Raw genomic sequence first — 19,764 nt, 5'->3', positions numbered from 1 at the left:
CTCTTTGGCTGATTCGTTTACGACATCAGCTCCAAAGGACGACAACAGGAGATGCGGCACCTCGCCACGCCGGAGACTCCGCACCCACCGACGCCGCAGCTCCGTGCCGTCCGAGGGGCGGCTCGCCACGTCGGTCACCGGCATGTCAGCTCCTCCAGCACCCGGGCCAGCGCCCGTACCCCGGCCGCGCAGTCGTCGTCGGTGGCGGCCTCGGCGGGGGAGTGCGAGACGCCGGTCGGGTTGCGCACGAAGAGCATCGCGGTGGGCAGGTGAGCGGCGAACACCCCGGCGTCGTGCCCCGCGCCGGTGGGCAGCACCGGTGCGTCGAGCAGTGTGGCCAGGCGGTTGGCCAGCCCGCCGTCGAAGGCGACCACCGGGGTGGCCGACTCCTCGGTGACGGTCACCGTCGTACCGTCGCGGCGGGCCCGCTCGGCGAGCTTGCCGCGTACCGCGTCGACCAGCCCGGTCAGCGTCTCCGGGTCGGCCGCCCGGGCGTCCAGCCAGCCGGTCACCTTCGACGGGATCGCGTTCGTGGCGTTGGGTTCGACGGCGACCCGGCCCACTGTGGCGTGCGCGCCGCGCAGCCGGGCCTCCTTGTTGGCCGCCAGCACCGTGAACGCGTAGGTCAGCATCGGGTCGCGGCGGTCGGCCATCCGGGTGGTGCCCGCGTGGTTGCCCTCGCCGACGACGTCGAAGCGCCACCGGCCGTGCGGCCAGATCGCGCTGGCCACCGCGACCGGCGCGTCCGTGTCGACGAGCGCGCGGCCCTGCTCGACGTGCAACTCGACGAAGGCGCCGAACCGGCCCAGCACCTCCGGGCGGGCGCCCGCGGGCCGGTCACCGAGCGCCTCGGCGAAGCTCACCCCGGCCGCGTCGCGCAGGCCGGCCGCGCGTTCGGCCGACAGCGCCCCGGTGAGCAGCCGCGACCCCAGACACGGTACGCCGAAGCGTGCCCCCTCCTCCTCGACGAAGGCACCCAGCACCAGCGGCCGGCCGGGGGTGACGCCCGCGGCACGCAGCTCGTCCACTGCGAGGAACGCGCTCACGATGCCGAGCGGCCCGTCGTACGCCCCGCCGTGCGGCACCGAGTCGAAGTGGCTGCCGGTGAGCACCGCGTCGGACGCTTCCGGGTCACCCCAGTGGGCGAAGAGGTTGCCGTTGCCGTCCTCGGTGACCGGCATGGCGCGGCGCTCGGCCTGCGCCCGGAACCAGGCGCGCAGCTCCCGCTCCGGCTCGGTCAACGCGTACCGCAGATAGCCGCCGCTGTCGGCGTCCCGCCCGACCGGCGCGATCTCGTCCCACAGCGCCCGGAACCGGGCGGAAAGGTCGTCGCTCACGCGGTGCCACCCTCCGTCATGGGGACCCGGACCCCGGTGCGGTCGGCGACCTCGCGGGCGCTCTCGTAGCCGGCGTCGACGTGCCGGATGACGCCCATCGCCGGGTCGTTGGTGAGCACCCGCTCGATCTTCTGGCCGGCGAGGGCGGTGCCGTCGGCCACGCACACCTGCCCGGCGTGGATCGACCGGCCGATGCCCACCCCGCCGCCGTGGTGAATGGACACCCAGGAAGCCCCGCTGGCCGTGTTGACCAGGGCGTTGAGCAGCGGCCAGTCGGCGATGGCGTCGGAGCCGTCGGCCATCCCCTCGGTCTCCCGGTACGGGCTCGCGACGCTGCCGGTGTCCAGGTGGTCACGGCCGATCACCACCGGGGCGGAGAGTTCGCCGGAGGCGACCATGTCGTTGAACCGCACACCAGCCTTGTCCCGTTCGCCCTGACCGAGCCAGCAGATCCGCGCCGGCAGGCCCTGGAAGGCGACCCGCTCACCGGCCAGCTTGATCCAACGGGCCAGCGACTCGTTCTCCGGGAACAGGTCGAGGATGGCCCGGTCGGTGGCCGCGATGTCGGCCGGGTCGCCGGAGAGCGCCGCCCACCGGAACGGACCCCTGCCCTCGCAGAACAACGGCCGGATGTACGCGGGCACGAAGCCCGGGAAGTCGAAGGCACGCTGGTAGCCGCCGAGCTGCGCCTCACCCCGGATCGAGTTGCCGTAGTCGAACACCTCGGCGCCGGCGTCGAGGAAGCCGACCATCGCCTCGACGTGCGTCGCCATCGACGCGCGGGCCCGGTCGGTGAACTCGGCCGGCTTCGCCGCGGCGTACTCCCGGGCCTCGGCCAGCTCCACCCCCACCGGCAGGTACGCCAGTGGGTCGTGCGCGCTGGTCTGGTCGGTCACGATGTCGATCTCGACGCCCCGGTTCAGTAACTCCGGGAAGACCTCGGCGGCGTTGCCGACCACGCCCACGCTCAACGCCCGGCGCTCCCGCTTCGCGGCGCGGACCCGAGCGATCGCGTCGTCCAGGGAGTCGGCGACCTCATCCAGGTAGCGGTCGTGCACGCGACGGTCGAGCCGGGTGCGGTCCACGTCCACGATCAGGCAGACGCCGCCGTTCATGGTGACCGCGAGCGGCTGCGCGCCGCCCATTCCGCCGCAGCCTGCGGTCAGCGTCAGCGTGCCGGCGAGGGTGCTCTCGAACCTCTTGGCGGCCACCGCCGCGAACGTCTCGTAGGTGCCCTGGAGGATGCCCTGGGTGCCGATGTAGATCCACGAACCGGCCGTCATCTGCCCGTACATGGTCAGGCCGAGCTGTTCGAGGCGGCGGAACTCCGGCCAGGTCGCCCAGTCGCCGACCAGGTTCGAGTTGGCCAGCAGCACCCGGGGAGCCCACTCGTGGGTGCGCATGACCCCGACCGGGCGGCCCGACTGCACCAGCATCGTCTCGTCCTCGCGCAGGTCGGTCAGCGTGCGGACCAACGCGTGGTACGACGGCCAGTCCCGCGCCGCCTTGCCGGTGCCGCCGTAGACCACCAGGTCGTCGGGGCGTTCGGCCACCTCGGGGTCGAGGTTGTTCATCAACATCCGCAGGGCGCCCTCCTGCTGCCACCCGCGGGTGGTGAGCTGGCTGCCCCGTGCGGCACGAATGGGTCGGGTCATCTCTGGTTCTCCTCCGGTCAACCGAGGAACAACTGTCGGCGGGCCGCGGAGGCTTCGAACGCCTCCAGTCGGCGCTGGGTGTCGGCCGGCGTGGCGTCGCAGATCGCCTGCAACAGCACCATGGCCAGGGTCATCGGGGCGGTGTGCAGGTCGAAGACGAGCTGCGCGCCGACCGCTGCGGCGAGCACCACGTCGGCGTGCTCGGTGGCCGGGCTGACCGGGGAGTCGGTGATCGCCACCACTGTCAACCCGGCGTGGCGGGCGTCGCGCAGCGCGTCAAGGGTTTCCCGGGGGTAGCGGGGCAGCACGAAGGCCAGGACGGCGGACGCCCCGGCCTCGGCCGCCTGCTCCAGGCGGTCGGTGAGCAGGCTGCCGCCGTCGTCGAGGACCCGTACGTCCGGGTGCACCTTCGCCGCGAAGTAGGCGAAGTACGCGGCCAGCGGCGCGGCGGCGCGCAGGCCGAGCACCGGCAGTGGGCGACTCTCGGCGAGCAGGCGCCCGGTCTCGGCGATCCGGTCCCGGTCGGCGAGCTGACCGGCCAGTCGGTCCAGGTTGCCCATCTCCGCGCGTACCGCCTGCTGGAGTTCGTTGCCGGCGTCCGTCGACCCGCCCGGAGTCGAGCCGGTGAGGTCCCGCAGCCGGCGGCGCAGCGCCGGGTAGCCGTCGTGGCCGAGCGCGACGGCGAACCGGGTGACCGACGGCTGACTCACGCCGGCCAGCTCGGCGACCTCGGCGGCGGACAGGTACGCCACGCCGGGGGCATGCTGCACCAGACAGTGCGCGATTCGGCGCTGGGTGGGGGTGAGTCGCACCCCTTGGAACAGGTCGAGCACCCGGTCAGCGGGTGCCGCGACAGCTCCTTCATTCATGAGCTGACTCTATGCATAGAAACTTTCATAGACAACCACCTCGGGTCACCCCTGCCCCCCGTTCAGCCGTCGCGACTCGTAACATGCGGGCGTCCAGCGCGAGCAGGATCGCGCCAGCGAGTAAGGAGCGTCGTGGTCGTAGTCGAGGACGCCCCGCCCGTCCGCGCCACCCCGCCGGCGCCCGCCCGCCGCGTCCGGGCGACGGTCGGTGAGGCGGCGCCGATCATCGCTCTGATCGGGGCCTTCCTCGTCGTCAACGACATCCGGTCATGGCTGACAGCCCAGTACTGGGGTGACGAGGCGTGGGTCGCGCTCTCGGTCCGCTTCCCCCTCGCCGACCTGCCGGTGACGACCTCGTCGAGCCCGATCGGTTGGAGTTTCCTGCTCCGGCTGGTCCCGGACATCGACCACCTCCGGGTCGTACCCCTGGGTTTCCAACTGCTGACCGTTGTCGCGGCCTACCTCCTGGGCCGCTCGTTGGCGTCCGAGCGCGCTCGGGGCATCCTCGTCGGCGTCGTCGCCGGGCTCACCGTCCTGCTCCTGCCGGTCCAGCAGACCCGCCACGACCTGAAGCAGTACACGGCGGACGCCGCCGTGGCGGTCTGCCTGCTCGCCCTGGCCACCTGGACGGAACGCTCCTGGTCTCGGCGGCGACTCGCGGTGATGGTGGCCGCGGTGGGCCTGGGCATGCTGCTGAGTCACACCACCGCCATCGTCGCGGTCTGCGTCCTCGGCGGGCTGCTGCTCTCCGTCGCCGTGCGCCGGGAGTGGGCGAGGACGGTCGAGGCGACCGTCGCCGGCCTGGTCGCCGGCGCGCTCGTCGCCGCCGTCTACTTCGGAGTGTCCGCCCGGGGCAACAACGATGCCATGCGGGACTACTGGGACACCTTCCTGCCGAGCGTCTCCGAACTGCCCGCGCACCTCGTGCGGCAGATCAAGGCACTGTCGCCGATGCTCGGCGCACCCGTGCCGATCCTCGCCGTCCTCCTCGTGCTCGGCGTCGTCACGCTGTTCCGACGCGGACACGCCGCCCCGGCAATCGCCGTCCTCCTGCTGCCGGTGGCGGCCATCGGGCTGGGCGTCGCGGGGATCTACCCCCTGCTCGACCCGCGCACGTCCCACTTCCTGATCGTGGTGGCGGGCCTGGTGGTCGGCATCGGCATCGTCGGTCTGGCCGACCTGACCGTCGTCCTGGTCCGCCGCGGGCTACCCCGGACACCACAGGGCATGGTGGCCGCCGTGACCTGCGCCGTCCTGCTCGCCAGCTTCGCCGCCGTCAACCACCGCTGGTACCGCCTGGACGGCGACGAACCCGGGGTCTGGCGGGCACACCAGGCCATCACCGACATCGGATCGTCGACCCGGTACGTCGCGGCGCACAAGGGGCCACACGACCTCGTCGTGGTCAGCGGGCCAGCCTGGTTCGGGTTCACGCTCTACTCCGACCAGGACCCGCTGACGCTGGTCGCGCCGGTCACCGGCACCGTCGGTTGGACAGTCACCATGCCCACCCGCGCCGACGTGATCCTCCCGAAAGCCGCCGACGCGCCGTCCATCAAGGACGCCCTCGACGAGATTCTGGCCCGGGCCGCGAAACAGCCGCCCGGCACCCGGGTCTGGCTGGTCCGCGCGTACACCCACCCGAGTGAGCCGGTGTGGCAGGCGGCGCTCGCCGACTATCGCGTGCAACGCGTCACGTCCGGACCGGAGCCAGTGGTCGTGATCAGCAAGAGGTGACGGCGGTAACGAGCTGACGGGTGACCGCCGGGCGACTGACTGTGGCACCGGTCGGTACCATGCGCCTGGCGGTCGAGCGGAGGAGTTGGCATGCAGCCGGAAGGCCCCTACAGGTTCACCCACTTGCTGGGCGGTTCACCAGTGGGCAAGGCCTGGGCCGCCATCGACGAGCAGGGCCGGTTCGTGAGCGTGGCCGTCCTGGACGCGACGGTTGCCGCCGCCCCCGGTTGGCGGGAGGCGTTCGCCGAGGTCGCGAACGCGCTCGCCCAATCGCCCGACGGACCCCCGATCACGTACGCCGACTTCTCGGCAGCCGCGCCCTGGGTGGCGTACGCCGCCGAGGCCGGCCCCGCCCCGGAGAAGCTGTTCCGCGCGCTCGGCGTGGAGTACCAACCGGTGCCCGCCGCACCCCGACCCGTCTCCGCCCCTCCCCAGCCGGTGTCCGGCGTGCCGCAACCCGTCTCCGGCGTGCCGCAACCCGTCTCCGGCGTGCCGCAACCCGTGTCGGGCGCGCCGCAGCCGGTCGTCGACATGCCGCATGCCCCCTGGGCGGTGCAGTCGGCCGCGATCCCGAACCAGCCGCCAGCTCATCCCGTCTCGGCCGCGCCGGCGTCGAGCGCACCCGCCTCGCCCGCCGGGCCGGCCGGCCACGACATCGCCCCGACGCCGGCCACCGTGTCGGGCCCACCGGCCGACGTGCCCCCCTTCGACCCGTACGCCGCCCCCGTACGACGGATCAAGCCCTCGGCGCCGCCCAAGCGGCGTACCGGCCTCTGGGCCGGTGTGGCCGCGCTGGCCCTGGTGGCCGTGGTCGGTGGCGGCGCGGGCATTTACGCCCTCGGCTCGGATGAGCCCGGCGAGCCGGAGACCCCGCCGACCGCCACCTCCAGCGGCTTTCCGGCCGCGACCCCGCTCGCCCCCGGCCTCAAGCCCTGGGCGCAGGCCGCCCTGCGCAGCCCCGAGGAGCGGGCACTGGCCGTGGCCGGGCCGTCCATGGTCTTCGTGGAGGTCATGTTCACCGGGTACGTCCGCAACAAGGCCGATGGCGCCCTGCTGAACAAGGCGCCGGTGACCTTCAGCCGACGCTGTAGCGGTGTTGTCGTCCAACACGAAGGGCACGTCCTCACCAACAGCCAATGCGTGCAGCCCACCCCGGACGTCCTGGTCGGTAGCGCCCTGAACGCCGTGGCCAATCGGCTCGTCGCCGAGGGCACCCTGCAAGCCAAGGACACCAGCACCTACACCCGCAGCCGGCTGAACACCTCGATCCTCACCGGCGCGAATGCCGCCGATCAGCCGGAGTCCCGGCTCTACGGGCAGCTCAACATCGCCAAGGGCGAGGTGACGGACAGCCCGGCGATTCCCGGCACCGTCGTCCGGGCCCTCCCGATCGAGGCGGGGAACGTCGCCCTGGTCAAGCTGGAGCAGAAGAACCTGCCCACGGCGGAGCTGAACACGTCGGCCAGCATCAGCACGGAGACGTCCCTGCTCGTCCTCGGCTACGGCACCACCGACACCAGTTTCCGCGCCGCCACCTACACGGTGCTGTCCAAGTCGGTGACCGTGACCGGGGTCGACACCTCGACACCACTGAACCCGTACCGGATCAACGAGGATCTCGGGCTCTATTCGCGGGGCGGGATCGCCATCGACCCGAGCGGCCGGGTCGTCGGGATGCTCGACAACGACGTGCTGCGGCCCGACAAGGCGAACCGCCTCGTCGTGCCGGTCTCCACCATGACCGCCCTCCTTCAGGCCGGCGGCGTCACCAACGCGCTCGGCAAGGCCGACAACCAGTACCGCAGCGGCCTCGACGCGTACTTCGCCGGTGACGAGTCGACAGCCATCGCCCGGTTCGACGAGGCCGCGCGGAACTCCCCGACCAACCTGCTGGCCCAGTCGTATCGACAGGCGGCCGTCGACAGCCGCGGGTCCGGCGACGATTCAGGCGGGTCGAGCTGGGCCGTGCCGGTGATCGCCGCGGCCGGAGGCGCGCTCGCCGTCGCCATCGTGGTGGCGGTGACGATGCTCCTGGCGCGGCGGCGCAACAGCCGTTTCTAGTGCGTCTGCGCGGCGCCCGGCCGGGGCACCGCCGTGCTGGCGGCTCGCGCGGGACCGCCGATCCGGGTGCCGGTCAACCACGGGCCCAGCGGCGTGCTGATGACGATCCAGGCGAACACCCACGGGACCACGAGAGCGGCGACCAGGTCGACCACCCGGCCGGCCCTCGGCGTTTGAAGGACCCACAGAATGCCCGCGTGACTGAGCACGACGGCGATGCCGCAGCCGGCCAGTCGACCGATCACCCGCGACGCCCGTACGCCGATGCGCAGGTCGAGCTCCTCGGCGAGCCGGATGAGGCCGACGCTGATCAGGATCGCGGTCAGCACCCCCAGCACCGGGGAGCCGAAGTCGCCGGCCTTGAGGTCCAGGTCCCGGTTGAGGCCGAGGAGCACGAACCCCACGCCGATCGAGAGTGACGCCGCACCGGCACGAGCCGGGAGGCGTGGCCGCATCCGGCGCAGCAGCCGCCCGGCGAGCACGAAGACCAGGCACGCCGGGACCAGGAAGAGCCCGAGTGGGCCGGCCGTGACGACGCCGGGCGCGAGGTACGCGGTGACCAGGCCGACCACAGCGACCGCCCAGGCGACAGCGGCGGGGAACCGCTCCAACCACCGGAACGCGACCGCCGCGATGAAGAGCACCGAGACGAACCAGAAGGCAGAGAACGGTCGTACGGCGGCCGTGCCGCCGTAGAGCGCGTCACCGAAAGTCCCCGGCGCGACCTGGCCCGTCGCGGCGTCCGCGGCGAGCAGTGCCGCGACCAGGATGAGGAACCACACCACGTAGGGCACGCCCAGGCTCGTCCACCGCTTGCGCAGCTCCCCACCGAGCGGTCGACCGGGCGACCAGAAGTAGCCGGTCAGGACGAAGAACACGGGAACATGCCAGGTGTAGATGGACGCCCGGGTCACCGTGTCGCTCCAGACGTGGCCCACGACCACCGCGGCGATTCCGACGATCCGGAGGAGGTCGACACCGGCGGAGCGGTTACCCGCCACCGGTGTCGTGCTCGTTGCGGCCATGGCGGGCATCATTTCAGACAGCGGGACCGACCTACGCCCCGGATCGGCACCGGTTCGGCCGGAGGTCGTGCCGGCGTCGACGGGTACGACGCATCGCCTAATCTGGGCACGACACGCTGCCCACACTGTGGAGGTTCCCGGGTGTCTCGTCCCCACCCTCCGTGGGCCCGCCTCCAGTCGGTGCCCCGACCGGCCTGGATCGGCTTCGGGGTGGTCGTCCTGCTCCTGGCGGCCGTCCCCGTGTTCGGCTGGTCGCCGTCGAAGTCCGGTGCGCCGGACGCGGCCTGGTCGGCAGCCGACGCGGACACCCCGCCCCCCACCGCGCCCATAGACGGCACCGCCTGCGCCGCGAACGCGCACGGTATGGCCGGCTTCACCCCCGTCAGCGCCCTCGACCTGCCCGAGCGGAACGACCCCAAGCGGCCCATGGCCCTCTCGTTCGACCGGGCCGGCGCCGTTGCCGGCGGGTTCGACCGGATCGGCTACTGCCTGGAGTTGACCGGTCCGACCGGTACGCAGTGGGTGTGGACCGCCATGTCGCCGTTCACCGCCGATGCTCGGCGCCTCGGCCTGCCGACCCGGGCCGGTCAGATCGTCCGGCAGCGGATCGCCGATCTGGAGGTCGCCACCAACGCGCCGGGCCTGGCCACCGGCACCGGTCTCACCGGCTATCTGGAGATGTGGCCGAACAAGTACGGGCCAGCCAGCTCCGGCCAGATCCCCGGTGCCGCGACCGACCGGTACGACGCCGACGACGACGTGTACTCCCCGATCGGGTACGGCTCCTTCCAGGTGCACGCGGTCGCGGCCACCCGCCCGGCGCCGGCGGCCCCGCAGACGGTTCTCGCTGTCAACGGCTTCACCTCGGACGACCAGCCGCTGTCGGTGGGCATCGGGACCGCCCCCGCCGGTCAGCCCGACTGGACGGCCGCCGGTAACGCCGGCACGTACACCCAACGTCGCCTGACCGTCTACGCCCGCGCGTCGGTGCTCACCGTCAGCCAGCACCCTCGGGATCGGCAGTTGTACCCCCGGGACGCGGCCGGCGGCGCTGTCGTGCCGGTGGCCGGCAAGGCGACCGACCCGCGGGTCCGCGCCGTACGCCTCAAGGTCGTCAGCGGGGCTGACGGCTGGGACGAGACGGTGCCCGTCGGGGCCGGCGGTGAGTTCGCGTTCCGGCAGCGGATCAGCGCAGCGCTTCGGGAGTACCGATTCGAGTTGCACGTGCTCGGCGATGGCGTCGCCCGGCGGGCCGCCCTGTGGGAGGGCGTGGTGTCCGGCGACGTGTACGTCATCCAGGGCCAGTCCAACGCGGTGGCGGCCAGTCACCTGGGCTCGTCGATCGGCGAGGAGTCCCCGTACGTCCGCAGTTTCGGCTCGACGACCGGTGACCGGGTCCTCTCCGGCGCGGACCGTACCTGGAACTACGCCGTCTCGGGTACGGTCCGGCAGCCCGGCTCGGTCGGCCAGTGGGGGATTCGCGCGGCCCACCGACTCATGGACACCTACCAGGTGCCGGTAGCTGTGATCAACGGCGCGGAAAGCAGCAAGGTCGTGTCGTTCTTCCAACGCAACGACCGCAGTCCCGGCGACCTGCGCACCAACTACGGCCGCCTGCGGCAGAGACTCACCGCCGCCAACGTCATCGGCGAGGTCCGGGCGGTGTTCTGGTACCAGGGCGAGGCCGACAACAACGACGCCGCCGGGCACGTCGCCGGGTTCACCGCGCTGTTGACCGACTGGCGTCGGGAGGTGGGCTTCCGGGTCGACGGTGGCACCCGGTACTACGTCGTCCAGGTCGGCAGCTCACCGTGCGGAAACACCGCCGGCGGCCCGCTGCGGGAGGCCCAGCGACGGATGGCCGACACCCTGAAGGTGACCGTGCTGTCGACAACGGCCCTGTCGGGCCGGGAGGGTTGCCACTTCGCCTGGGAACGGGGCTACCGCGAGTTGGGCGACCAGGCGTTCGCCGTGGTGGCCCGGGACATCCACCGCGGCCCCGGCGAGGGCGTGGCGGCCCCGAACCCCCGGTCGGCGGCCTTCACCGATGCCCGGCGTACCGAGGTGATCGTCCTGCTCCGCAACCCGGACCCGCTGACCGTGCAGGTCGGCGCGGGCACCGACTTCACCATCGACGGCAGCACCGCCACCGTCACCGGCGTCGAATACCGCGAGGGAGGGCGGCTCGTGCTGAGCCTGTCCGGTCCGGCCGACGGCGCAACCCGGCTGAGTTACCGGGGCGATGCCGGGCCCTGGTGTGTGAACGCCACCGGGGCCGGTCTGCTGGCCTTCCAGGGGCTTCCGATAGCCGGCGGGTAGTGGTCCGGCCCAGCAACCGCCCGGTCGGGCGCCGGGGCCGCAGTGCCTGGTTTGCGCTTCGCGGATTCAGTTGAAGGCGGCTGCCCGGCTGTCCTGCCGGCCGATGAGTCGCCGGAGCCCGGCCAGGGGCGCCGGTCGGTCCACCAGGTCCACCGGCCCCGGTGCCGGAGTGCGCGCGGGCGGCGCGGACACCGACGCGGTGAGGGTCAGCAGCACGACGATCCAGGTCAGCCCGTCCACCGACAGTGGGTTCCAGACGACCTCGGTGAACGAGTAGACGATGAGAAGCACGAGCGGCGCCTTGGCGGTGAACGCCTGCCCGTCCTCGACGCTCCGGTGCATCAGGGTGGCCATCCAGAGGCCGAACAGGGTCAGTGCGACCAGCCCGCCGGAGAAGACGACCAGGACGTACCCGGAGTGGAAGAAGTGGGTGGGTGCCGCTCCGATGTCCTGAAGGTGGAACCACTTCGAGACGCCGACGCCGACGGCCTCCCGACCGCTGAGGTAATCGCGGGCGGCGACCCAGATGTTGCCCCGGTTGCTCAGCGTGGTCTTCGACGCGCTCCAGGTCAGGTACGTGGCAGCTGTCAGTGCGCCGATGACGAGCGCGACGCAGATCGCGAAGGGGATCCGCAGGCTCGGTCGCAGACGCTGTACGAGCAGTGCGGCCAGCACCCAGGCGCAGACCGCCCCGACGGCCAGGTAGCTGGTGCGGGAGCCGGTGGCGACGATCACCAGCAGGCAGAACGCCGTCGTCACCACCAGCTCGAGGCGGCGCATCGCGCAGAACGCGGCAACCAGCGTGAAGGAGGCGAGCATCGCCACGTAGTTCTCGGAGTTGTAGAAGCTCTTGAACAGTGCCCCGGCCATCGAGCACTTTTCCAGCTTCCCGCCGGTACAGATCCGCCACGACTGCTCGTACACGGCGGTCGGGATGGTCAGCAGCGCCAGGACCGCCAGCCCGGTGTAGGCCATCGCCCGGACGCTCACCACGGTGCGGGCAGCCATCAACCAGATGGCGAGCAGCAGGAGCGCGGCCGCCCCGTACGCCGGTAGCCGCGAACCGTAGAACCCGCTCCCGGTGAGGGCGTCGACACCGGCGGACCAGACCAGCAGCGCCCCGGCCATCGCGATCGAGATCCGCAGCCACACGTCGGAAGGTCCGCGCAGCACCGCTCGGCCGGAGAACACCAGCCAGGCCAGTAGAGCGACAAGCAGCACGCCGATGAGCACCGAGCTGTGGCTGCCGACGAGCGCGGGCGCCGCGTTGGTGAGCACGGCGAATCCGACCAGAGCGGCCGCGCTCGCACGGTCGCCGAAGGCAGCGGCGACGTTCCGCCGGATCCGGACCAACCACAGGGCTACCGCGATGCCACCGACGGTCAGTAGGACACCGAAGATGGTGGTCACGTCAGACCCTTTCTCGGTCAGCTGCCGATGCCGCCTTAGCTTCGGCGTCGCGGGGCGGATCGCGTCGCAGGGCAGCGACGAGGCACCCCCACAGCAGGACGGCGAGCAGAGCGTCGCACACCAGACTCGACACCACAGCACCCTGCCACCCGTACGCCGGGATCAGCCAGACGTTCAGGCCGGCGTTCACCACTCCGACGGCAATCTGGGCCACCGTCCGGCGTCCCTGCATCCGGGCACCGGACAGGGTATCGGCGGCGAGGTAGTGGATCGCCTTCAGCACCAGCAGCGCGCTCAGGCCCTGCAGGGCAAGGGTGGCGGCCTCGTACTCGGGACCGAAGACCACCGGCATCATCCAGGCGAACGCGACGAGAAGGAGGGTCGCCGGCACACTGAACGCCAGGTAGCGCGGAAGCAGCTTGCGAGTGAGCCGCAGTGCGGCCCGAGGGCCGTTACGCCCGGCCTCGAAGAAATTCGGGTACGCGACAGCCGCCATCGACCGGGCGGGCGTGTACGCGAAGTCGACGACGCGGTACGCGGCGGCGTAGATGGCCGCGCTCTCCGTGGTCCCCAGCTTGGAGAGCATCACCTTGTCGAGGTCGTTGTACACGGTCTGGGCGGACAGGCCGACGGCGAACAGCATGCCGGTCCGCGCCTGCGCCAACGAGCCCCGGACTTCCAGCGGAGTTCGACCTGACCCGCGTAGGCCACCCAGAACCACTGCCACGCACACCACAGTCGACAGCAGCACCGAGGTGACGGCCCAGGCGTGCAGGGTGACCGGCCCGGCCGCCGCGGCCAGCACGATGACCCCGACCAACCGGGAGACCTGTAGCAACGCGGGGATGACGGAGGCGAGCAGGATCCGGCCCCGGGCCTGGACCGAGGCGGCCACCGCCTCGATGAGGCGCCAGGCCACCAGGTCGGCGAAGGCCAGACAGAACAGGTCGATCAGGCTCGCCTGGGCGCCCCAGATCAGCGCGCCCGCCGCAGCGACCAGCACAGTCGCACCAGCCCCGAACACCACCGACAGCAGCAGCCCTCGGGCCAGGTGACGGGCCCACTCGGCAGGCGCGTCGGCGTGGCTCTGGAAGATCAGGCTCGGTGCACCGGCCGACGCGAAGGGCGAGATGACCGCCACCAGGGCCGTGATGCCGACGAAGAGGCCGTACGTGTCAATGGGCATCTCCCGCGCCAGCAGCACGAAGAGTGCTCCCTGGGCGAGAGTCCGCAGCAGGGTTCCCACGAAGAATCTGCCGGACTTGCGCAGGAAGGCGTCACCCCGGCGAGGCGCCCGGTGACGCGGTGATGCGCTGCGGTCCGGCTCGCCCACGAGGTCGACTGCTCCTTGGGCGAGGGTCATCGTCGTACCGCCTCCACCCACTGTCGGCTGATCCCGGCCGGATCGAAGGCGACCGAGCGGGCGTGCCAGGCCTTCTCGAACTCGACGGGCCCGGGCCGGCCGACACCCGTCAGGCGCCTGATCGCCTCGGCGAGGGCGGTGGACGTCGGTGCCGTCGTCAGCATGCCGGGCACCAGGTCCGGCACCATCTCGTCGACGGCCGACACGGGCATCGCGGCGACGGGCAGCCCCACTTCGGCTGCCTCCACGAGGCTGAATCCGAAGGTCTCCGCCAGTGACGGGTGAACGAGCAGGTCGGCGTCGGCCAGCAGCCCGCGGACGTCGGGGATCCGGCCGAGGAAGGTCACCCGATCCGCCAGGCCGCGCTCGCGTGCCCGGGTCTCCAGCAGAGTTCGCTCCTCGCCGTCTCCGGCAAGCGTCAGGTGGTAGGCGGTGGGCAGTTCCGCGAGCGCGTCGATCGCGCACAGGTGGTTCTTCAGGGGGCGGAGTGCGCCTGTGGTGACCAGCCGGATCCGCGCCGGGTCGGCGATTGGCCGGGGCGGGACGAACGGCGCGGTCGGCACCGGGTTGGGGATCGTGACGACGCGCGAGGAGGAGTGGAGATTGCGGACCGTCCGGGCCACGCCGTCGGACACGGCCACGACGAGCCGTGGCCGGAGGGCACCGAACCCGGACGCGCGGGCGAGCATCCGCACCCGACGGTCGGCCCGCATCCGCTCGGGCAGCAGCGAGTGCTCCCAGGCGATGAAGGTGCGAGATGAGCCAGCCAGAGCCGCACCGACGGGCACGCTGCCCCACAATCCGCTGGCGACGACCTCCACGTCCGGGGGCAGGCTCCGCAGCCGGCGGCGCAGCGGGGGTACGGCTTCCACCAGCCGGGTGAGCCGAGACCCGAGGTCCAGGGTGTCGACACGGAGGTCGTCGAGCCCGTGCGGAACCCCCCGGGACAGCACGGTCGCGGACACCTCCACGCCGTGACGTGCGAGCCCGCGCATCACCAGGACCGCGGCTCGCTCCATGCCGTAGTACGGCTCGAGCTGCGGCAGTACGAAGTGCAGACGCATCAATGTGGCCGTTCGGTCTCAAGCGGTCGAGTGGGGCTGCTGGGGGCCTTCGACTTGCGCATGGCGACCCGTTCCAGGGTCGACCGGGGTACGAGCCCGAGCGCCGCCAGCACCGCGTTCCGGGCGGACGGAGGCGAGTTGCGGCGGATCGCCCGCACCATCTCCCGTACGCCCTCCCGGTCTCGGGCCTGGAGAGCGTAGCGGAGGGTCTGGGCCGCGATGAAGTCCGAGAAGGTTCCCGGCGCCCACACTCCCTCCCAGCGCTGGGCCCAGTGCCACGAGGTACGCCAGTCGGCGCCGGCCGAGATCGACCCGGGGCTGCCCACCGTGTAGACGGCCGTCGCCTCCTCCACCTGGACGATCTTCACCCGGGGCAGCCGGGCGACCCGGACCAGCCAGTCCCAGTCCTGGTGTCGGGGGAGCGTCTCGTCCCAGCGGCACTCGGTCGCCAACTCGTACGTGGTCAGGAGCGTCGACGTGGGCAGCGACTGCCGGCCGATGCCGAGGTGACGGCGGCGGAACAGGTAGTCCTCCGGCAGCATGCCGTCGGGGATCACCTCGGCCGGTGCCGGTGCCGGCAGCGGCTCGGCGCCGTCCTTGCGTTGCAGGATCCGAGACGACACGACGGGGCGGAACCCGGCCGCCGCGACCCGCTCGAGCGCGGGCACCTGTGCCGCCAACTTGGTCGGCAGCCAGGTGTCGTCGTCGTCGAGGAACGCGACGTGGCTGCCCGGGATGGCGTGGGTGACGCCGAGGTTGCGGGCGTACGACCCGCGTCGGCCGCCGCCGGTGCAGACCACCCGGTCGATGTGCTGCCCCAGGTCGCGCACCGTCTGCGGCACCTCCGGGGTGTCACAGACGACCACGATGTGTACGGAGGCGCCCTGCTGGGATCGGGCGGAGAGCACCGCGTCGGCGACGCTGGGGCGGCCCGTGGTGGGGATCACGACGGATACGTTCGGCATTGCGTTCTCCATGCGTTGGGGGTACGACCGGCACACCGCCGCCGGGTACGGCCGTGGCCGTACCCGGCGGTGTGCCGGTGCGTGGGCGGATCAGCGGCCGCCGGCGCGGAACACCTCGGTCACCGTACGGAGCACCACCTTGACGTCGAGCCAGAGGGACCAGTTCTCGATGTAGAAGTTGTCGAAGCGGGCCCGGTCGGAGATCGGGGTGTCGCCGCGCAACCCGCTGACCTGCGCCAGGCCGGTGAGCCCGACCGGGACGCGGTGGCGCATCGCGTACTGGGGGTATTCGGCCGAGAACTTCTCGACGAAGTAGGGGCGCTCGGGTCGGGGGCCGACCACGCTCATGTCGCCGCGGAGGATGTTCCAGAGCTGCGGGAGCTCGTCGAGGGAGGTCCTGCGCATGATCCGACCGATCGGCCCCACCCGCCGGTCGTTGGCGATGGACCAGTTGGTCTGCGACTCGTGCTCGTCGACGGGGCGCATGGACCGGAACTTGATGATGTTGAAAGGTCGGCCGTGCCGACCGATGCGTTCCTGGTAGAAGAAGATGCCGGGACCGCCGTCGATGAGCGTGGCCACCGCGCAGACGAGGAGCACCGGGCTCAGCAGGAGCAGCGCCACCGAGGCGAACGCGATGTCCGATGCCCGCTTGAGCGCGGACTGCGGGCCGGAGAGGGTGATGTCGCCGATGCTGACGACCGGGACCGCGCCGATGTGGTCGCCGTGCGAACGGGACCCCCAGAGAGGGGTGGCCGCCCACAGGTCGCACTCGGCCGTCCGTGGCCGGGCCAGGATCTCCATGAGTGAGGTCTCGGAGCAGCTTGCGTCCGCGACGATCACCACGTCGCACTCGCGCAGCCGGACGAGGCTGTCGAGGTCGTCGAGGGACCCGATCAGCGGCAGCGCCGACGGGCCGTCCGGGGTGTCGACGCAACCCACGAAGCGCAGGCCGTACTGGGGGTAGCGGCGTAGGAGCCGGGCGAGTTCCACGGCGGTGGGGCCACTGCCGACGATGATGGTGTTGTGCTCGACCCACCGGCGCTTGCGGGCGACGATGGCGAATTCGCGGGTGACGGCCCGCCCGAGGATGACCAGCCCCGCCGACGCGGCGACACCGCGGGTGAAGCTGAAGACGTACTCGGCGGATTCGTGACGCATCGCCGCGACGATGGCGACAGCGGACGCCGCGGCCAGCAGACGCCCGCAGAGGCTCGGCACCTCGTCGAGGAAGCTCACGTGCCGTCGCGCGCGGTAGAGGCCGCCGCTGGCGAAGACGATCACGGTCAGGACCGTCATGGCCAGGGTGCCGCGCCAGTACTGCTGAGTGATGAGCAGCGGCGTCAGCAGTGCCAGGACGTCGACCGGCGCGGTCATCATCCAGGCCCGCAGCCACCTGGTCCGGGTCGAGGCGCGCGAACCGGCGTACGGCAGGACGGCTGTCGTGTCCAGGCCGGCGCGAGGCTGGTGCTCTTCAGGGGCAGGCGCAGGCGCAGGCGCGGGTGCCTGCGCGGGCGGGGCCGAGCGCCGGTCGGCGGGCGACGGGAAGGCCGGGGTCTGGTAGCCGGCAGGCTGGTAGCCGGGGAACTGGTAGGCGGGAGGGCGACTCCCGCCGCGGCTCCCCTCGTCGTCCCCCTCACCGTCGCCCTGGGCATCGGTGGCGTTGCCGCCGCGGTCATCGGCCGGTACCGGACGATGCCACATAGCGGGCTGATTGGACATTGTGGACCTCCCCGTGAGGGCCGGCTGACCTGCCGGTCCGAAACTCGAGACAAGGCGGCGGCCGGCAACAGCCACCGGCCTGGGTGTTACTTGGCGCCGGCGAGAATCTCGTCGACGGAGTCCCGGCGCACGGCATCGTAGAAGGCCTTTGCCTTCTCGGTGTTCGCGAAGACGACGCTCTCGCTGCCCACTCGGCCGGTGCCCTTCGTCGGGCTGGTCACGAAGGTGAGGTTACGGCCGCGGAGGTTCCGCAGGTCTGTCGCCATGCTGACGAGCGACATCTTCTCGTCCACCGCCACGGCGCTCGAGGTCGCCTTGACGAAGGAGTTGAGCCGCCCGGGATTGGTGACGATGCCGCCGGACACGGCCTTGTCGAGGATGGCCTTGATGACCTGCTGCTGGTGACGGATGCGGGCGAAGTCGCCGTCGGCGAACTGTTTGCGCTGGCGGGAGTAGTCCAGAGCCGTCTCACCGTCCATCCGCTGCACCCCCTGCTCGAACTTGCGGAACGGCGGGTGGATCGACGTGAACGACTTCTCCGCGTTGATGTCGACGCCGTCCAGGGCGTCGATGATTTCCTTGAAGCCGGCGAAGTCGACAATCATGACGTGGTCGATTCGCACCGTGGTGAACGATTCGACTGTTTGCACCATCAGCGGAATGCCACCCCAGGCGTACGCTGCGTTGATCTTCGCATCGCGGCCGCCGTGCCCCCCGCTCTTGGCCTTCGGCACGTTCACCCAGGTGTCCCGAGGGATCGAGACGAGTTGCGCGCTGGACCGGTCCTTGGGGATGTGCGCGACGATGATGGTGTCCGTGCGCGAGCCGCCCGTGCTCTCCGGGTCGCGGGAATCGCTTCCCAGGATCAGGATGTTCATCGCGCCGTTGGCCACCGCCTGCGGGCGCCCCTCCTCGGGAACGTCGGCGAAGGCGTCCACCCGGTCGATGTCCTTCTCGACCGAGCGGAGATAGAGGGCGCCGCCGATCATGCTGCCGCCGCCCAGGATCGCTGCGACTACCAGACAGATGACGAGGACGCGACGCCAGCGAGGGCCACGACGTCGCCGCTTGCCCCCGGCCGGGACATCCTCGTGCGGATCGACTGCGTGTGGGTCGACGAACTCGGTGTCGGCATCGGTGTACCGCTGAGCACCAGACATGCCGGCGATGCTACTGATTGCACGCGCCTGCCGTGCGCCCTCGTCCTTTCGGGTATCGCATGCCTGCCGACCGGTGCGGCGAACCCGGCCCTGCGTTCGGACGGACTGCCGGTAACGCCGGCCCGGGAGCGCTTTCAAGGCCCTATTCTGCTGCCCCGGCGGGAGAGCGGAAACAACGTGGCCATCGGCTTTCGCGAGGACCCTCCCGCCACCGCCCGAACCCTGCTACAACGGCACCCGTGGATCGAATCAAGCTCCGACGGGCCGTCGCGCGTACCCCACTCGCCCCGATTGCCGCCTTTCCCAAGAGGCTTCGCACTATCGCGCGGCACGACGCGAAGGTGCTGCGCCGCTCGGCGCGCTGGCTGCTGACCTCCCGCGAGCACCACAACTACACGTACGACCTCACCTCGTTGAGCCGCAACCACCTCGCCTGGTTCGTCAGCGTGGTCTGCGACATCCCGGTCAAGCAGGTACGGGCGTACCTCGGCGAGATCGAGTCGGACGACGGCCTGCGGCAGCACCTCCTGGCGGCGATCGCCGCCTCCGACCGGCGCGGCCTCGCCGACAAGGAGATCCGCTACGCCCGGCGGATCGGCTGGTACGCCATCGTCCGTGCCACCCGCCCCACCCACGTCGTCGAGACCGGTGTCGACAAGGGACTCGGCAGCGTCGTCCTGGCGTCCGCCCTGCTGCGCAACGCGCAGGAGGGGCACCCGGGCCGGGTCACCTCACTGGACATCAACCCCGAAGCCGGCTACCTCGCCCGGGTCGCGCCCTGGTCGGAGGTCGTCGACCTGGTGATCGGCGACTCGATCGCCTCGATCGGCGCGCTGGACCGCCCGGTCGACCTGTTCCTGCACGACAGCGACCACAGCCGCGCCCACGAGAAGCGTGAGTTCGACGCCGTGGAGCCCAAGCTCGCCCCCGGCGCGATCCTGCTCACCGACAACGTCACCAGCACCAACGTGCTCGCCGAGCACGCCGAACGCACCGGCCGGCGGTTCCTCGCCTACCGGGAGAGCCCGGCCAACCACTGGTACCCGGGCGACGGGATCGGCGTGGCATGGTAGCCGG

Annotated in this window: 14 protein-coding genes; 4 read left to right on the top strand and 10 right to left on the bottom strand. The window is 71.5% G+C overall.

What is annotated here, in order from left to right; genetic code table 11:
- Nucleotides 1-134: 134 nt before the first annotated feature.
- From OG598_RS21185 to OG598_RS21175, 3 genes are read right to left on the bottom strand one after another with little or no spacing between them, the layout of a single operon-like run.
- Entirely contained in the window at nucleotides 135-1,337 is a 1,203-nt protein-coding gene (locus OG598_RS21185) for an allantoate amidohydrolase (protein WP_328650739.1), read from the bottom strand.
- Nucleotides 1,334-2,992, bottom strand: a complete 1,659-nt coding sequence (hutU, locus tag OG598_RS21180) for a urocanate hydratase (protein ID WP_328650738.1) — start codon at nucleotides 2,990-2,992, stop codon at nucleotides 1,334-1,336. The genes OG598_RS21185 and hutU overlap by 4 nt, the downstream gene beginning before the upstream one ends.
- A 17-nt stretch (nucleotides 2,993-3,009) precedes the next feature.
- Entirely contained in the window at nucleotides 3,010-3,861 is an 852-nt protein-coding gene (locus OG598_RS21175) for a MurR/RpiR family transcriptional regulator (protein WP_112582219.1), read from the bottom strand.
- A gap of 132 nt (nucleotides 3,862-3,993) precedes the next feature.
- Here OG598_RS21175 and OG598_RS21170 point away from each other — a divergent pair, with 132 nt between their 5' ends.
- Entirely contained in the window at nucleotides 3,994-5,598 is a 1,605-nt protein-coding gene (locus OG598_RS21170; RefSeq protein ID WP_328650737.1) for a DUF6541 family protein, read from the top strand.
- A 141-nt stretch (nucleotides 5,599-5,739) separates the two neighbouring features.
- Nucleotides 5,740-7,659, top strand: a complete 1,920-nt coding sequence (locus OG598_RS21165) for a trypsin-like peptidase domain-containing protein (protein ID WP_328650736.1) — start codon at nucleotides 5,740-5,742, stop codon at nucleotides 7,657-7,659.
- Here the strand turns inward: OG598_RS21165 and OG598_RS21160 are convergent.
- Nucleotides 7,656-8,684 (bottom strand): acyltransferase family protein, encoded by a 1,029-nt coding sequence (locus OG598_RS21160; RefSeq protein WP_328650735.1) that lies wholly within the window; start codon nucleotides 8,682-8,684, stop codon nucleotides 7,656-7,658. The genes OG598_RS21165 and OG598_RS21160 overlap by 4 nt on opposite strands.
- A 141-nt stretch (nucleotides 8,685-8,825) precedes the next feature.
- Here OG598_RS21160 and OG598_RS21155 point away from each other — a divergent pair, with 141 nt between their 5' ends.
- On the top strand, nucleotides 8,826-11,003 hold the full coding sequence (locus tag OG598_RS21155; protein WP_328650734.1) for a sialate O-acetylesterase: 2,178 nt from the start codon (nucleotides 8,826-8,828) through the stop codon (nucleotides 11,001-11,003).
- Nucleotides 11,004-11,069: 66 nt separating this feature from the next.
- Here the strand turns inward: OG598_RS21155 and OG598_RS21150 are convergent, their stop codons facing one another.
- From OG598_RS21150 to OG598_RS21125, 6 genes are all read right to left on the bottom strand, one after another.
- Nucleotides 11,070-12,413 (bottom strand): O-antigen ligase family protein, encoded by a 1,344-nt coding sequence (locus OG598_RS21150; protein ID WP_328650733.1) that lies wholly within the window; start codon nucleotides 12,411-12,413, stop codon nucleotides 11,070-11,072.
- Nucleotide 12,414: 1 nt separating this feature from the next.
- Nucleotides 12,415-13,746: a lipopolysaccharide biosynthesis protein gene (locus OG598_RS21145; RefSeq protein ID WP_328650732.1), complete on the bottom strand. Its 1,332-nt coding sequence runs from the start codon at nucleotides 13,744-13,746 to the stop codon at nucleotides 12,415-12,417.
- Between the two features lie 26 nt (nucleotides 13,747-13,772).
- On the bottom strand, nucleotides 13,773-14,840 hold the full coding sequence (locus tag OG598_RS21140) for a glycosyltransferase (RefSeq protein ID WP_328650731.1): 1,068 nt from the start codon (nucleotides 14,838-14,840) through the stop codon (nucleotides 13,773-13,775).
- Nucleotides 14,840-15,805: a glycosyltransferase family 2 protein gene (locus OG598_RS21135; RefSeq protein WP_328650730.1), complete on the bottom strand. Its 966-nt coding sequence runs from the start codon at nucleotides 15,803-15,805 to the stop codon at nucleotides 14,840-14,842. Before OG598_RS21135 ends, OG598_RS21140 begins: the two co-directional genes overlap by 1 nt.
- Nucleotides 15,806-15,895: 90 nt before the next feature.
- Complete coding sequence (locus tag OG598_RS21130; RefSeq protein ID WP_328650729.1) at nucleotides 15,896-17,509, bottom strand: sugar transferase; 1,614 nt, start codon at nucleotides 17,507-17,509, stop codon at nucleotides 15,896-15,898.
- Nucleotides 17,510-17,613: 104 nt separating this feature from the next.
- A complete protein-coding gene (locus OG598_RS21125; protein WP_442931341.1) occupies nucleotides 17,614-18,825 on the bottom strand; it encodes an LCP family protein in 1,212 nt (403 codons plus the stop codon).
- 101 nt (nucleotides 18,826-18,926) lie between these two features.
- Between OG598_RS21125 and OG598_RS21120 the strand changes: the two genes are divergently transcribed.
- Entirely contained in the window at nucleotides 18,927-19,760 is an 834-nt protein-coding gene (locus OG598_RS21120; RefSeq protein ID WP_145786967.1) for an O-methyltransferase, read from the top strand.
- The last annotated feature ends 4 nt before the right edge of the window (nucleotides 19,761-19,764 follow it).

This window comes from Micromonospora sp. NBC_00330 (assembly GCF_036136635.1).
Lineage (GTDB): Bacteria > Actinomycetota > Actinomycetes > Mycobacteriales > Micromonosporaceae > Micromonospora > Micromonospora salmantinae.
This window is presented reverse-complemented; position numbering and strand designations above follow the sequence as displayed.

Excerpts from the sequence above, each read along its gene's own strand:
- hutU (WP_328650738.1), bottom strand. The coding sequence starts at position 2,992 with ATGACCCGACCCATTCGTGCCGCACGGGGCAGCCAGCTCACCACCCGC.
- OG598_RS21175 (WP_112582219.1), bottom strand. The coding sequence starts at position 3,861 with ATGAATGAAGGAGCTGTCGCGGCACCCGCTGACCGGGTGCTCGACCTG.
- OG598_RS21160 (WP_328650735.1), bottom strand. The coding sequence starts at position 8,684 with ATGGCCGCAACGAGCACGACACCGGTGGCGGGTAACCGCTCCGCCGGT.
- OG598_RS21140 (WP_328650731.1), bottom strand. The coding sequence starts at position 14,840 with ATGCGTCTGCACTTCGTACTGCCGCAGCTCGAGCCGTACTACGGCATG.
- OG598_RS21135 (WP_328650730.1), bottom strand. The coding sequence starts at position 15,805 with ATGCCGAACGTATCCGTCGTGATCCCCACCACGGGCCGCCCCAGCGTC.
- OG598_RS21130 (WP_328650729.1), bottom strand. The coding sequence starts at position 17,509 with ATGTGGCATCGTCCGGTACCGGCCGATGACCGCGGCGGCAACGCCACC.